Source organism: Frankia sp. AvcI1 (assembly GCF_001420875.1).
GTDB classification, from domain to species: domain Bacteria; phylum Actinomycetota; class Actinomycetes; order Frankiales; family Frankiaceae; genus Frankia; species Frankia alni.
Genome location: NZ_LJFZ01000004.1, coordinates 210777 through 224056 on the forward strand (window position 1 = coordinate 210777; position 13280 = coordinate 224056).

Annotated in this window: 5 protein-coding genes and 12 pseudogenes; 8 read left to right on the forward strand and 9 right to left on the reverse strand. The window is 73.9% G+C overall.

Going from position 1 to position 13280, the window contains the following annotated elements; genetic code table 11:
- Nucleotides 1–354 precede the first annotated feature (354 nt).
- From UK94_RS41665 to UK94_RS06255, 5 pseudogenes are all read left to right on the forward strand, one after another.
- A pseudogene (locus tag UK94_RS41665) lies at nt 355–924 on the forward strand (amino acid transporter); the annotation flags it as partial.
- Between the two features lies 1 nt (nt 925).
- Nucleotides 926–1137: pseudogene (locus tag UK94_RS41670) on the forward strand (amino acid transporter); the annotation flags it as partial.
- A gap of 62 nt (nt 1138–1199) precedes the next feature.
- A pseudogene (locus tag UK94_RS41675) lies at nt 1200–1881 on the forward strand (amino acid transporter); the annotation flags it as partial.
- A 456-nt stretch (nt 1882–2337) separates the two neighbouring features.
- Nucleotides 2338–2500 (forward strand): annotated as a pseudogene (locus UK94_RS41680) (TetR family transcriptional regulator); the annotation flags it as partial.
- Between the two features lies 1 nt (nt 2501).
- Nucleotides 2502–3030, forward strand: a pseudogene (locus UK94_RS06255) (TetR family transcriptional regulator); the annotation flags it as partial.
- Nucleotides 3031–3075: 45 nt separating this feature from the next.
- On the opposite strand, the gene UK94_RS06260 reads toward UK94_RS06255, so the two are convergent.
- Entirely contained in the window at nt 3076–4167 is a 1092-nt protein-coding gene (locus tag UK94_RS06260) for an acetoacetate decarboxylase family protein (protein WP_055749058.1), read from the reverse strand.
- Between the two features lie 999 nt (nt 4168–5166).
- Here UK94_RS06260 and UK94_RS41685 point away from each other — a divergent pair.
- A pseudogene (locus UK94_RS41685) lies at nt 5167–6018 on the forward strand (ATP-binding protein); the annotation flags it as partial.
- Between the two features lie 1657 nt (nt 6019–7675).
- Complete coding sequence (locus tag UK94_RS06270; RefSeq protein ID WP_011604941.1) at nt 7676–8062, forward strand: DUF2237 domain-containing protein; 387 nt, start codon at nt 7676–7678, stop codon at nt 8060–8062.
- A 41-nt stretch (nt 8063–8103) separates the two neighbouring features.
- Here the strand turns inward: UK94_RS06270 and UK94_RS41690 are convergent.
- The 3 genes and pseudogenes from UK94_RS41690 to UK94_RS41700 form a co-directional block, all read right to left on the reverse strand.
- On the reverse strand, nt 8104–8607 hold a 504-nt coding region (locus UK94_RS41690), incomplete at its 5' end, for a sulfotransferase domain-containing protein (RefSeq protein WP_235486695.1).
- Between the two features lies 1 nt (nt 8608).
- Nucleotides 8609–8687, reverse strand: a pseudogene (locus UK94_RS41695) (hypothetical protein); the annotation flags it as partial.
- Nucleotide 8688: 1 nt separating this feature from the next.
- A pseudogene (locus tag UK94_RS41700) lies at nt 8689–9039 on the reverse strand (sulfotransferase); the annotation flags it as partial.
- A 189-nt stretch (nt 9040–9228) separates the two neighbouring features.
- Between UK94_RS41700 and UK94_RS06280 the strand changes: the two are divergent.
- Nucleotides 9229–10155 carry a hypothetical protein gene (locus tag UK94_RS06280; RefSeq protein WP_041939394.1) on the forward strand — a complete coding sequence of 309 codons (927 nt, stop codon included), beginning with the start codon at nt 9229–9231 and terminating at the stop codon, nt 10153–10155.
- A gap of 286 nt (nt 10156–10441) precedes the next feature.
- Here UK94_RS06280 and UK94_RS41705 read toward each other — a convergent pair.
- The 5 genes and pseudogenes from UK94_RS41705 to UK94_RS41720 form a co-directional block, all read right to left on the reverse strand.
- A pseudogene (locus tag UK94_RS41705) lies at nt 10442–10579 on the reverse strand (branched-chain amino acid ABC transporter substrate-binding protein); the annotation flags it as partial.
- 1 nt (nt 10580) lies between these two features.
- Nucleotides 10581–11656: pseudogene (locus tag UK94_RS06290) on the reverse strand (ABC transporter substrate-binding protein); the annotation flags it as partial.
- A 595-nt stretch (nt 11657–12251) separates the two neighbouring features.
- Nucleotides 12252–12678: enoyl-CoA hydratase-related protein (locus UK94_RS41710; protein ID WP_235486697.1), on the reverse strand; the 427-nt coding region annotated here is incomplete at its 5' end.
- 1 nt (nt 12679) lies between these two features.
- Nucleotides 12680–12910 (reverse strand): annotated as a pseudogene (locus tag UK94_RS41715) (enoyl-CoA hydratase-related protein); the annotation flags it as partial.
- Between the two features lies 1 nt (nt 12911).
- A pseudogene (locus UK94_RS41720) lies at nt 12912–13016 on the reverse strand (enoyl-CoA hydratase); the annotation flags it as partial.
- Between the last annotated feature and the right edge of the window lie 264 nt (nt 13017–13280).

Here is a 13280-nt window from a genome sequence, read left to right on the forward strand (position 1 = left end):
GGCAAAGGTCNCCACGACGCCGACCAGCGCGGTGATCACGGCCACGACGTTCTCGGTGCTCAGCCAGTCCACGCGTTCGTTCACCCCGATGTGCATAGCGTGTGAGCCGATTTGGTGGTGTTTTCACTGTAAGCGGCGCCGGCGTGCGCGGATTGTCGCAGAGGATGCGGTGGTCAAGTATTCGCCGCGAATTCACCCGTGGGTTCTCCGGCTACCACGGCCCCATCACGGCGCGGGGCGACGACAGCCGGGGTGGCGTCGCAGCGCGCCCGGGCGCGCCCGGGGCGCGTGCCGGCCGGGCGCGCGGGGGAGGATGCTCGGGATGTCCTCCCCGGCTGGAAGGTGCGCTGCCCCGTGACCCCGACGACCGAAGCCGCACCGGCGCGGCGGCTGGCCGGCCCGCGGCGGCTGCGGGCCTGGCTGCTCGCCGGCGCCGAGCAGGCCCAGCAGCACTCCGGCCCGCACGCCCAGCCCGCCGAGGAACACCACCTGCACCCCTGGTGGCGGGTGATGTGCCTGACCGGCGTCGACTACTTCTCCACCCTCGGCTACCAGCCGGGCATCGCCGCACTCGCCGCCGGCGCCGTCAGCCCGATCGCGACGGCGGTGCTGGTGCTGGTGACCCTCATCGGCGCGCTGCCGGTCTACCGGCAGGTCGCCCGGGACAGCCCGCACGGCGAGGGCTCCATCGCCATGCTGGAAAAGGAACTGTCCTGGTGGAAGGGCAAGGTCCTCGTCCTGGTGCTGCTCGGGTTCGCCTGCACCGACTTCCTCATCACGATCACCCTGTCCGGCGCCGACGCCACCGCCCACATCCTGGAGAACCCCTACGCGCCACACGCGCTGGAGGGCCACCAGATCGCCGTCACCCTCGTGCTGCTCGCCCTGCTCGGCGGCGTTTTCCTGCGCGGGTTCACCGAGGCCNTCGGCATCGCCGTCGTCCTCGTCGTGATCTACCTGAGCCTCAACGCGGTCGTCGTCGTCGACGCCCTGATCAAGATCGCGAGCCATCCGCACCTGTTCAGCGACTGGCACGCGCTGCTCGTCAACGAACATCCCGACCCGCTCGCCCTGATCGGCTTCGCACTCATCGTCTTCCCGAAGCTGGCGCTGGGGCTGTCCGGCTTCGAGACCGGCNTCGCGGTGATGCCGCTGGTCCGCGGCGATCCCGGCGACAGCGAGGCCAACCCGGTCGGCCNCATCCGCGGCGCCCGCAAGCTGCTGACCACCGCGGCGGCGATCATGGCGGTGTTCCTGATCACCAGCAGCCTGAGCACGACGCTGCTGATCCCGGAGAAGGAGTTCGAACCCGGCGGGCCGGCCAACGGGCGCGCCCTGGCCTACCTGGCCCACGAACAGCTCGGCGCCGCCTTCGGCACCGTCTACGACGTCAGCACGATCCTGATCCTGTGGTTCGCCGGCGCCTCGGCCATGGCCGGCCTGCTCAACCTCGTCCCGCGCTACCTGCCCCGTTACGGGATGGCGCCGACGTGGGCTCGCGCCGTGCGGCCGCTGGTCATCGTGTTCACCCTCATCGGGTTCGTCGTCACGATCGTCTTCCGGGCCAGCGTCGACAAGCAGGGCGGCGCCTACGCCACCGGCGTCCTCGTCCTGATCACCTCCGCCGCGCTCGCGGTCACACTGTCCACCCTGCGCCGCGGCCGGCGCCGGCTCGCGATCGCCTTCGGCGCCATCGCGGTCGTGTTCGTCTACACGACCATCGCGAACATCATCGAACGGCCCGACGGGCTCATCATCGGTTCGATCTTCATCATCGCGATCATCGTCGTGTCGTTCTCCTCCCGGGTGGCGCGCTCGTTCGAGCTGCGCGTCACCGGGGTGCGCCTGGACCCCCTCGCCGAGCGATGGGTGCGCGAGTCCNCCGAGGCCGGCTCGCTGCACCTGGTCGCCAACGAGCTCGACGCCGGTGACGCCGCCGAGTACGCCGACAAGGTCCGCAAGGCCCGGCAGGAACTGTTCGTACCCGACGACGTCCCGCTGCTGTTCCTCGAGGTCAGCATCCCGGACTCCTCCGAGTTCGAAGGTGAGCTCGACGTCTGCGGCGAGGACCGCCACGGCTACCGGATCCTGCGTCTGACCAGCACGTCCGTCCCCAACGCGATCGCCGCGCTGCTGCTGCACCTGCGCGACACCACGGGCGTGCGACCGAACGTGTACTTCGAGTGGAGTGAGGGCAACCCGATCGTGAACTTCCTGCGTTTCCTGTTCTTCGGCGCCGGCGAGGTCGCCACCGTCACCCGCGAGGTGCTGCGCGAAGCCGAACCCGACCCCGACCACCGCCCCTTCGTCCACGTCGCNTGACCCCGGGATCCCCGGATGCCGGGCCCGGGCGAACCGACCGGGCTGCGCGCGGACGACCCGTCCGGGCGGCGCGCAGGCGAACCGACCGGGCTGCGCGCGCTGCGCCGGCGACGCATCCATGACGCGCTGTCCGCCGCGGCGATCACGCTGTTCCTCGAACGCGGCTTCGACGACGTCTNCGTCGCCGAGATCGCGGCGGCGGCCGAGGTGTCCAAGCCGACCCTGTTCGCCTACTTCCCCACCAAGGAAGACCTCGTCCTGCACCGCATCCTCGACCACCGCGGCGAGGCGGCCCGCGTGGTGCGCGCGCGGGCTCCCGGCGTGGCGCCGCTGACCGCCGTGGCGGCGCACCTGCTCGCCGGGCTCGACCGGCGCGAACCCGTCTCCGGTCTCAACGACCACCCCGAGGTGCTCGCCTTCCACGCCCTGGTGTTCGAGACCCCGAGCCTGCTCGGTCGGGTTGCGCAGTACGCCGGGCAGGACGAGCACGACCTCGCCGACGCGCTCAGCGAGGCCGCGCCCCAGGCCGGTGACCTCGCCGCCCGGCTCGCCGCCGCCCAGATCATCGCCGTGCAGCGCGTCCTGGCGCGGGAGAACTGGGCGCGGCTGCGCGCGGGCGAGGACGTCGCCACGCGCCATCCGACGGCGGTCACGGCGACCCGGCGAGCCTTCGACGCCCTGCGCCGCGCCCTGCCCGACTACGCCTGACCCACGCGGCGGCGGCCCGACTCCGGCCCTGACCCACGCCCCGCCCTACCTCGCTCTACCCGTGCCCGTCCACCCGCGGCGGCCGGACTTGCGCCCACTACCGCCTCGGACGGCGACAGCGGAGAAGGCACCCAGCTCGCCGCGCAGGCGGAAGGCTGTCACGGTCAGCAGTGGCCGGCCGGTCATCCCCAGCGCGGCCATCCGCTCGGCCATCGGATGGCTCCCCAGCTCCACCCGCGTCCGACCCCGGCCCAGGCGGACGCCGTGCAACCGCACCGGCATCGCCCCGCGCAGCAGTACCCCCGCCCGGGGGCCGTCCGGCAGCACGCACCACAGCGGGATGCGGACGACCACCGGGAACGGCACCCGCACTCCACCCGCCTCCAGCCGGACCCGCAGCACGCCCCCGTCGCCCCCGCCGCCCCCGCCCCCGCCGCCCCCGCCCCCGCCCCCGTCGTCGCCGTCGTCGCCGTCGTCGCCGCCGCCGTCGTGCCCGCCACTCCCGCCACTCCCGCCGCCGTCGTCGTCGCCGCCGCTGTTGCCGTCGCTCCTGTCGTCGCGGCGCCCGATTCCGCTCTCGCCTGTGCCACCGGGTGGCGTGTCCGCGCCGTCGTCCGAGCGCCGGCGTCCACCGTCGGGCTCAACGACATGTCCGGAGGCCTTCGTGTCCGTTTCGTCCCTCTGGATAAGCGGGAGGGGGCGCTGTGGGGCGGCCGGCTCGGGTGCGGTGCCGATCGCGATCGACGTAATGTGATCGTCGAGTTGTGTCTCGGCGGTCATCAGCCACTTCGGCAGCGACCAGATCGCCCGGCCGGCGTCGCGGGTGAACACCCCGGTCACCGGCATGTCGACCAGGTGCAGGCCGCGCCGCCGACCCGGACCCCGCACCGCGACTCCCACCCCGACCTCGTCGTAGCTGCCCAGCACCCACGGCCCGTAGCGGACGACGAGCAGCACCGCGACGGCGCGCCCCGCGACGGTCCAAGGGGTGAGGCCCGTACCCGCCAGGACCGTGTGGGCGGCGGTGGGGTCGGCCCGGAAGACCGCGACGGCGGCCCGCGCGTCCGTGATCGTCACCGGCAGGCTGACCAGCCGGTCCTGGACACACCATGTCCCGCCCTGCGCCCTGCGAGCCACGCACCCGACCTCCCCTCGTCCCCGGGCCCGGCCCCGTGCCGCGTCCGCCACCGCAGTCTCGCCGTCCCTCGCCCCGGTGTCTGTCGCGTGCGGTGCAGCAACNCCGCGTCCGATGGAGACGCCACCTGATCCCTTCGCTGCAGTAAAGGTGATCTTCCGGCCGGCTGGCCGGCTCGGTGACTGNCCTGCCCCGGCGGGCTTCCGTCGCCCGTTTCCTGATNCGTGATCAGATGAGTACAGAAACGTGCCGAGGGTCCGGTACGGTCTTCGGGCCCGAACCGTGCCGAACCCTCGGCATGATCTGGCCGGGATCTGGCCGGGATCTGGCCGGGCGGCCGAAGGGGCACCGTGAGCTACGACCGTGGACCCGGAGCCAGGGCCCGAGTCGGTACTGGTAGCCGGCGTTGCTACCTGGGCGCGGGTCGCGGCGCGGTTCCGCGGAACCGCACGCCTTCCCGTGCACCGCGACCGGCCGCGGNGGGCAGGTGGCCGGGACCGTCGAAGTACCGCCTCGTCGTTCGGGCGCGGCCAGTTGCAGTGGTGTGCGCGGTCTGACGCCTGCGGATCGCGCCCATGGCACCGCAGTCCCTTCCCACGCGCCGCGATCGGCCGTAGCCGGTGTGCATCCCGGTCGACGGTTCGACGGCGGGCGGGCGCCCCAGCGCAGCCAGCACTCGACGTCGATCTTCGCGGCCGCGGGTGGAGGACGTGGCTCGTCCAACCGACCGCTGACCCACTGCACCGACGGGCAGCATCATCGCCCCCGTCCTGTCCGTCCTGCCGGTTCTGGTGCGTCACGGCCAGCGTGCGGGGTGCCCCTGAGGGTGTCGAACGCCGCGTATTCTTTACCGGGTTAAGGAAGGGGTCGTAGTGGGGACTGGGAGTCGGGGCGTCGGACGGAACGCCGAGCCAGAGACTGGGGTCGAGGCCGGGGGGTGTAGCGGAGCAGGAGCCGAAGGGGCAGGAACCGAAGGGGCAGGAACCGAGGGGGAAGGCGAGGTGGATCCGGCGGCCGAGGCGGTGGCGCAGGCGGCGGCCGCGGGGCGGGCCGAGCTGGAGGCTGAGCGGGACTATCTGCGGCGGGGTCGCGCGGCGCTGGCGGGGATGCGGGCCGAGGCCGAGGGCACGCAGGTCGCCGGCGGCGACCCGGTCGACGACAAGGTGACGATCGAGTTTCTGCGGATCGCCAGGAAGCGTCGGATCGCCGGTCTCGCCGACGGCGAGGGGACGGCGCCGCTGTTCTTCGCCCGTCTCGACTACGCCCCCGATGCCCGGGGGGCGCGCGATGGCCGCGGCGGGTCCGTGGAGCGCGGCGTCTCCGGCGCACCGGGAGCTTCCGGCGCACCGGGAGTCTCCGGCGCCCCGGGAGTCTCCGGGGTGCCGGGAGCTGACGGGTCCTTCGAGGCTGACGGGTCCTTCGAGGCTGACGGGGCCGCGGGGCGGCGGTTCTACCTCGGGCGGCGGCACGTGCGCGAGTCGGCTGGCGACGACCCGCTGGTCGTCGACTGGCGCACCGATGTCGCCCGGCCGTTCTACCGGGCCCACCGCGGTGACCCGATGGGCGTGCTGCGGCGGCGACGCTTCGGCTACGACGGTCCCGAGCTCACCGCCTTCGAGGACGAGCCGCTCACCGGTTCCGGATCGGCCCCCGGCGACGCCACCACCGGCGCATCGGTGCCGCCGGGAGGTGCCCCGCCGGCCGGGGGACTGGCAGCCGGGGGACTGGCAGCCGGGGGACTGGCAGCCGGGGGATTGCTCGAACGGGAGATCGAGCGGCCGCGGTCCGGTCCGATGCGCGACATCGTCGCCACGATCCAGCCCGAGCAGGACGAGATCGTCCGCGCCGACCTGNCCGTGAGCGTGTGCGTTCAGGGGGCGCCGGGGACCGGCAAGACCGCCGTCGGCCTGCACCGCGCCGCCTACCTGCTGTTCACCCACCGCGAGCGGCTTGCCCGGGCGGGGGTGCTCGTCGTCGGACCGAACCGGGCCTTCCTCGGCTACATCGCCGCCGTCCTGCCGACCCTGGGCGAGTTCACCGTCCGGCACAGCACGCTCGACGAGCTCGTCGACACGGTCGCGGCGCGCGGGGTGGACGGCGTCGAGGCGGCGACGCTCAAGGGCGATGCCCGCCTGGCCACCGTGGTGCGCCGGGCGTTGCACGACGGGCTGCGCTCCCCGGACGGGCCGGTGCGGGTGGTCACCTCGGTCGGGCGCTGGACGGTGGGGGAGGAGGAGTTCGCCGGCCTGTTCGCCGACGCCGCCGCCGGGCTGCGCGCCGGCACGATCCGTTATGCCGCCGCCCGCGACCGGCTCGCCACCCGGCTCGCCGCCGCCGTGCGCCGGCACGCCGAGGCCGGCGGGCACTTCCTCACCGACGGCGCCCTGCGCACCCTCGCCCGCGGCCGGGCGGTCCGCGACGCCGTCGAGGCGGTCTGGCCGAAGGTGGACGCGCCCGCGCTGGTCCGCCGGCTGCTCACCGACCCCGCTCTGCTCGCCCGCGCCGCCGACGGCGTGCTCGACCCGGCCGAGCAGCAGATCCTGCTCGCCGCCGCGCCGCCCGGCGGGGTCCGCACCCCGCGCTGGTCGCCTGCGGACGCGTTCTGCATCGACGAGGCCCGCGATCTCATCGACGGCACCCCCGGCGTCGGCCACCTGATCGTCGACGAGGCCCAGGACCTCTCCCCGATGCAGTGCCGCGCGCTCGCTCGGCGCTGCGCCGACGGCTCGCTCACCGTCCTCGGTGACCTCGCCCAGGGCACCACCCCGTGGGCGGCCACGTCCTGGCACGCNCAGCTGGCCCACCTCGGCCGGCCCGGCGCGCACCTGGAGGTGCTCACCCGCGGCTACCGTGTCCCCGCCCAGATCATCGCCTTCGCCGGCCGCCTGCTCGCCCACATCTCCGCCGAGCTCACCGCGCCCACCTCCGCGCGCACCGCACCCGGCGCGCTCGTCATCCTGGCCGCCGATGCCGATGCCGATGCCGATGCCGATGCCGCCGATGCCGCCGACGCCGCCGACGCCGACGTGCGCGTGGCCGCCATCGTCACCGATCAGGTCGCCGCCGCGCTCGGTCGCGCCGGCTCGCTGGCGGTCGTCGCCGCGGACGCCGACGTCGCCGCCCTCGCCGCGGCGCTGGCCGGCGCCGGCCTGGGTGTCGACGTGCTCGGCGCCGACGACACGCCGTCGCGGGCCTGCCTGGTACCCGCGTCGCTGGCCAAGGGCCTGGAGTTCGACCACGTCATCGTCGTGGAGCCGGCGTCGATCGTCGCGGGGGAGATCCACCCCCGTCTGGGCCTGCGCCGCCTGTACGTGGTGCTCACCCGCGCGGTCAGCGAGCTGACCGTCGTGCACGCCCGGCCNCTGCCCCACGAGCTGCGCGACCCCGTCNCGGCCACTGCCGTCGCGCCGGCCGGGATGGACGTGCCGGTCGTCACCGCCGGATGACCGGCCCGATCTGGCCAGACCCTGTGTGACCATCGTGNGCGTGGGAGAAAATGGGCGGGTGGCAGTGGAGCGCAACGTTCTCGGTGGCGAGCTCGAACCGTGCGGCACCGATCCGGTGACCGGCTTCTACCGGGACGGGTGCTGCAGCACCGGTCCGGAGGATCTTGGCAACCACACCGTCTGCGCGGTCGTGACCGCCGACTTCCTGCGGCATCAACGTCAGGTCGGCAACGATCTGTCGACGCCCCGGCCGGAGTACTCCTTCCCCGGTCTGCGCCCCGGGGACCGCTGGTGCGTCGTCGCCGTCCGCTGGTTGCAGGCCTACGACGCCGGGGTCGCCGCCCCGGTCGTGCTCGCCTCGACCCACGAGCGGGCCCTGGAGGTCATCCCGTTGGAGGCGCTGCGCGCCCACGCCGTCGACGTTCCCGCGGACCCGCGCTCGCTGAGCTGATCCCGGGACGGCCAGGCTGACCTCGTCCCCCTCCGACCCGGTCAGTCGATCACCTCGGGTTCGAGGCCGACGGTGAGCCAGTCGCGGTAGACCAGGCCGGTGATCTCCTCCAGCCGGGCGATGTCGTCGACGAAGTACGGCAGCACCGCGCGCCGCTGCTCGGGGGTCAGCTTCGGCCGGCCGCCCTTCTGGCGCTGCAGCGCGGACAGTAGCGGGTCGCGCACCACGCGGCGCAGCGGCACGGGGAAGTGGTGGCCGATGCGCCCCCCGGTGCGCAGCGCCGCCCGCAGGGCGGTGTTCACCGGGGTGTCGGCGACGAACGGGGTGACGTTCTCCGACGGCACGAGGCCGACCAGCCCGGTCTCGACGCCGAGGAACTCGCAGACCCGGTCCAGCGTCGCCACGGGGGAGTCGCGCAGGTCCCGGTAGCGCAGCAGCAGCACCTGGTCACGGGAGAACAGGCCGAACAGGTGGGCGAGCTGCTCGCCGTAGCGGCCGAGGGAGACGTAGTGCCAGAACTGCGCCCAGCCGGCGTCGCGGCGCTCNGCCTCCAGCGCGCAGGCGCGGACGAAGTCGCGTTCGCTCTCCAGCCCCGCCGCCCACAGATGCGTCCAGTTCGAGTGGGNGCGGTCGACCGGGTTACGCAGCAGGACGATGATCCGCACCTTCGGCAGCAGCCGGCGGATCCGGTTCTGCGCGTCGAGGTCGTAGAGGTAGAACGGGGTCGCCTCGCCGGCGAGCGTCCCGGCGGGCGCCGGGTCGAACAGCGCCTCGTAGTCCCGGCGGCGCCACACGTGTTCCTGGTAGGTCTGGGCGTCGCCGGGGCCCCCGCGGGCCGGCGGCGGGCCCTCGGAGAGGAAGAACTTCGGCTCCTTCACCTGGGGCAGGAACAACCCCGGATGCTGCGACAGCGCGGCGTGCAGCGCCGTCGTGCCGGCCTTGGGCACACCGAGCACGAGGAAGTCGGGAAGGGCCATCGCCGGTCGCTCCTCCAGGGACGGGGATCGGGGTCGGCCGATCCGGGCACGGGTCGGCGCCGGTCGGCGGCCACGCGCGGGCATAGCCGGGTAACTCGACCGGTGAAATCAGGATGGTAGCCGCGCGCCGCCCCCGCCGGGGCCCGCTTGCCCGACGGCCCCCGGCAGGCGAAACGGTAGGGTTGCGGCGTGGCAATCAGCCAGCAGCACACGACGTCCCAGACCGTTCCCCTGCCCGGCCGGCAGCCCGCGACCACCGTCGCCGCCTCACCCGGGTCGGGCCCCGGCTTCTGGGCCGGCGCGCCCTGCGCGGTGCTGGTGGACGGCGTGTTCTACCTGGCCTACCGGCTGCGCCGCCCGGTCGGCTCCGGCCGCGGCTACGGGCTGGTGATCGCCCGCTCCACCGACGGGGAGACCTTCACCGAGATCGCCGAGGTCCCACGCGACCCGTTCGGCGCGGAGAGCCTGGAGCGGCCCGCCCTGGTGGCGACCCCGCAGGGTTCCTGGCGCCTCTACGTCAGCTGCGCCACCCCGGACAGCCCGCACTGGTGGGTCGACCTGCTCGAGGCCGACTCCCCGGCCGCCTTCGACCCGCAGCGCCGGCGCACCGTGCTGCCCGGCGACCCGGCCACCCTCGCCGTGAAGGACCCGGTCGTGGCCCTGCTCGACGGTCAGTGGCAGCTCTGGGCGTCCTGCCACCCCCTCGACGACCCGCTGGCCACCGACCGGATGGACAGCCGGCACGCCACCAGCCCCGACGGCGTGCACTGGACCTGGACCGGGACGGCGCTGGCCCCCCGCCCGGGCCACTGGGACGCCCGCGGCGTGCGGATCAGCGCCGTGCTCACCGGCGGCACCCAGCCGGTGGCCTACTACGACGGCCGGGCCAGCGCCGCGCAGAACTGGGCCGAGCGCACCGGCCTCGCCGTCGGCATCACCCCCGACCGCTTCCACGCCGTCGGCACCGAGCCGGCCGCGTCCTCCCCGGACGGCGACGGCGCGCTGCGCTACGTCAGCGTCGTGCCCCTGCCCGACGGCTCCCACCGGCTGTACTACGAGGCCGCCCGGCCCGACGGCAGCCACGAGCTGCGCACGGAGCTGCACCCGGCACCCTGAGCCGGCGCGCCACGCCGGCCCCGACGCCCGCGACGGCCGCGCACGAGCCGTACCACCGGCAGGGTCACCCCCGCCGCGCCGACCTCGATCAGCACCTGGCCGGGACCCGGCTCCGGCACGTCCACCCGCTCGACCCGCAGCACCGCGGGGCCGCCGTAGGAGTGGAAACGGACCGCCTGCACCCTGACGCCTCCCGTGGACCCCGACGACGTCGATCGTCGACACCGTCGAAGTCTGGGGGGGACGTCGGCGGGGTCAACGGATGTTCGCCGGCCCCGCCGGCGGGTCAGGAGGTGATCTCCTTGCCGCAGAGCTGCTCCTTGACGACGTCGAACGCGGTGCCGGCGTCGTTGACCTGCACGAAGGCGTAGCAGGTGGTCTGGCGACCCTGGCCGTGGGCGATGTCGATGGGCTGGATGAGGCCNTCGGCGTCGTAGTTCGTCACCGCGCGCAGCCCGTCGATGAAGCCCTGCCGGGTCGGGCAGTCGCCGGCCTCCTCCAGCCCGCGGATGAACATGTCCGTCTGGATGTAGGACATCAGCGGGATGTCCTGCTGTGGCTGGTCGATCTGCGGCGCGAAGCGGTTCATCGCGTCGACGTAGGCGGCGATCGCCGGCCCGCTGGACTCGAACGGGCGGTAGAACAGCGGCACCGTCACCCCCGCCATCGCGGCGCCGTACCGCTTGAGCAGCCCGGCGTCGTACCCGTTGACGGCCATGACGACCTTGGGTGCGTGCCCGCTGGCGCGCAGCTGCGCGAGAACCTGGACGAGGGCGTCGGTGTCGGTGATGGCGAGCAGGGTGTCGGCGCCGCTGTCGACGACCCGCTGGGCGATCGTCGTCGGGTTGTCGGCACCCGGGGTGTAGCTGACGGTCCCGCCGTCGCTGACGCCGGCCGCCGTCATGCTCTGCACGAGCTTGGTGCCCACGTCGGAGACGCCGCCGGACAGCGCCGTCTGCAGCAGCACCGACCGGCTGCCCCCGCGGGACTTCACGAACGTGCCGTAGGTGTCCACGGCGGCGCCGGTGGTGTAGGAGAACGAGAACATGTTGCGGTACTTCGACCAGACGCCCTCGGCGGCCAGCCCCGTGACGGGGACGCCCTGGTCGCTGAGGTACTGGGCGCTGCCGCTGGCCGCGATCGTGGACTCGATGAGGCCGAAGACCTGCTGGTGCTCGACGAGGTCACGCGCCGCGATCGCGTTCGCCGTCGGCGTGCCCTGATCGTCCCGCCACTCGTAGACGATCTTCCGGCCGTTGACGCCACCCTTGGCGTTGATCGCGCCCAGCCGGGCGTCGATGCCGGCGCGGGCAGCCTGCAACGGTCCCGACACCGCGCCGGTGTCCGGGTACACGACGCCGATGCGGATCGCGTCCTTGGTCACCCCGGGGGCGTCGCAGTCGCCGGCGGCGCCCGCCGCGCCGCCGGCGCAGCCCGTGGCGACGGCCGCGATCAGGGTGAACGCGGCGGTCGCAAGACGTAACTGGACGTGGCGGCGCATAAGCAGCGAACCCCTCGGTGGCTGGCAGCGGACGATCGACGAGAACGGGCGACGATCAGCGAACGGTGCGCGCGGACTCCGATCTCGTCGGCAGCNGGGTGCGCCTGGCCGGAACCACGACTGCGATGTTCACTGCCTGTGACAACAGGCACGTGCCCGAGGCGGGGACATTACCGTAAAATGTCCACAGCTGAGCACAATACCGAGCACACCTTTGTGGGGTCATGCCTGGTGGTCCTAGGTGTCCGCCGGCACCTGCGCGTAGTGTGCAGCGGGCGCAGCGTCCCCGCCCGCGGGCGCGATCGGCTCCATCGTGGTGACTCAAGGCAGCCGTGCAAGCCGCCCGGCCGCCGTTCGGCTCGCCGCCGACTCGCTTCGCCGCCGACTCGGCCCGCCGCCAACTCGGCTCGCCGTCGGCGTGGGTGCGTCGCCGCACTCTCGCCGCCGCCGGCGGCCCGTCCGCGCCGTCCGCCGTCCGCCGGCCCGCGTTGGCGCTGCTCGGCTCCGTCGTCCGCACGTGCGCGGCGGCCGCGCGGAGTGAGGAAGTGTCCGCCCGCGGCCGCCGCGCGCCGTCAGTTCCCTCGCCGGGCGAGGGTCACTCGCCGCGCCAGACCGGCGCCCGCTTCTCGGCGAACGCCAACGCGCCCTCCTTGGCGTCCGCGGAGGCGAACACCGGATTCATGATCTCCGCCTGGCGGTCGAACGCCTCGTCCGCCGGCCAGGAGGACGCCGACGCGAGGATCTCCTTGGTCGCGGCCACGGCCAGCGGGCCGTTCGCCGCGATCCGGGCGGCGAGCGCCCGGGCGCCGGCCAGCGCCTCACCGACCGGGGTCAGCACGTTGACCAGGCCGTAGCGGTGGGCGTCGACGGCGGAGAGCTGGTCGCCGGTCAGCGCCAGCTCCATGGCGACCTGGTAGGGGATGCGCTTGGGCAGGCGCAGCAGGCCACCGGCCCCGGCGACGAGGCTCCGCTTGACCTCCGGGATGCCGAAGGCGGCGTTCTCGGCGGCGACGACCAGGTCGNAGGCCAGCACGACCTCGCACCCACCGGCCAGGGCGAAGCCCTCGACCGCGGCGATGATCGGCTTGCGCGGCGGTGTCAGCGTGATGCCGGCCAGGCCTCGGCCCTCAATGGCGACGTTCTCGCCGCGCAGGAACGCCTTGAGGTCCATCCCCGAGCAGAACGTGCCGCCCGCGCCCGTGATGATCGCCACGGTCAGGTCCTTGCGGGACTCGAACTCGTCGAGGGCGGCGGNGACCCCCTCGGACACGGCGCGGTTCACGGCGTTGCGCGCCTGCGGGCGGTTGATCGTGATGACGGTGACCCCGTCGGCGTGTTCGACCAGAACTTCGTCGGACATACGTGCTCCCTTGTTGACGGACAGTAAGCCACGCGCGCCCGCGCCGCCGCATACGGGTGATCTCGCCGCGGACGTGGCTGTTTTCGCNCAATACCCGGTGGCCGAACGCTACCGCTGTCGCGCCGCAGAGGAGAGTTCTCGTCCGCTCCACCGCCGCACCCGGCCCGCCCGTCGCCCGTCCGCCCGTTCCGCCCGCGTTCGCCCGCGTCCATCCGCCCGCGTCCATCCGCCCGCGTCCGCCGCGCCTCCTGCCATCCACCCGCC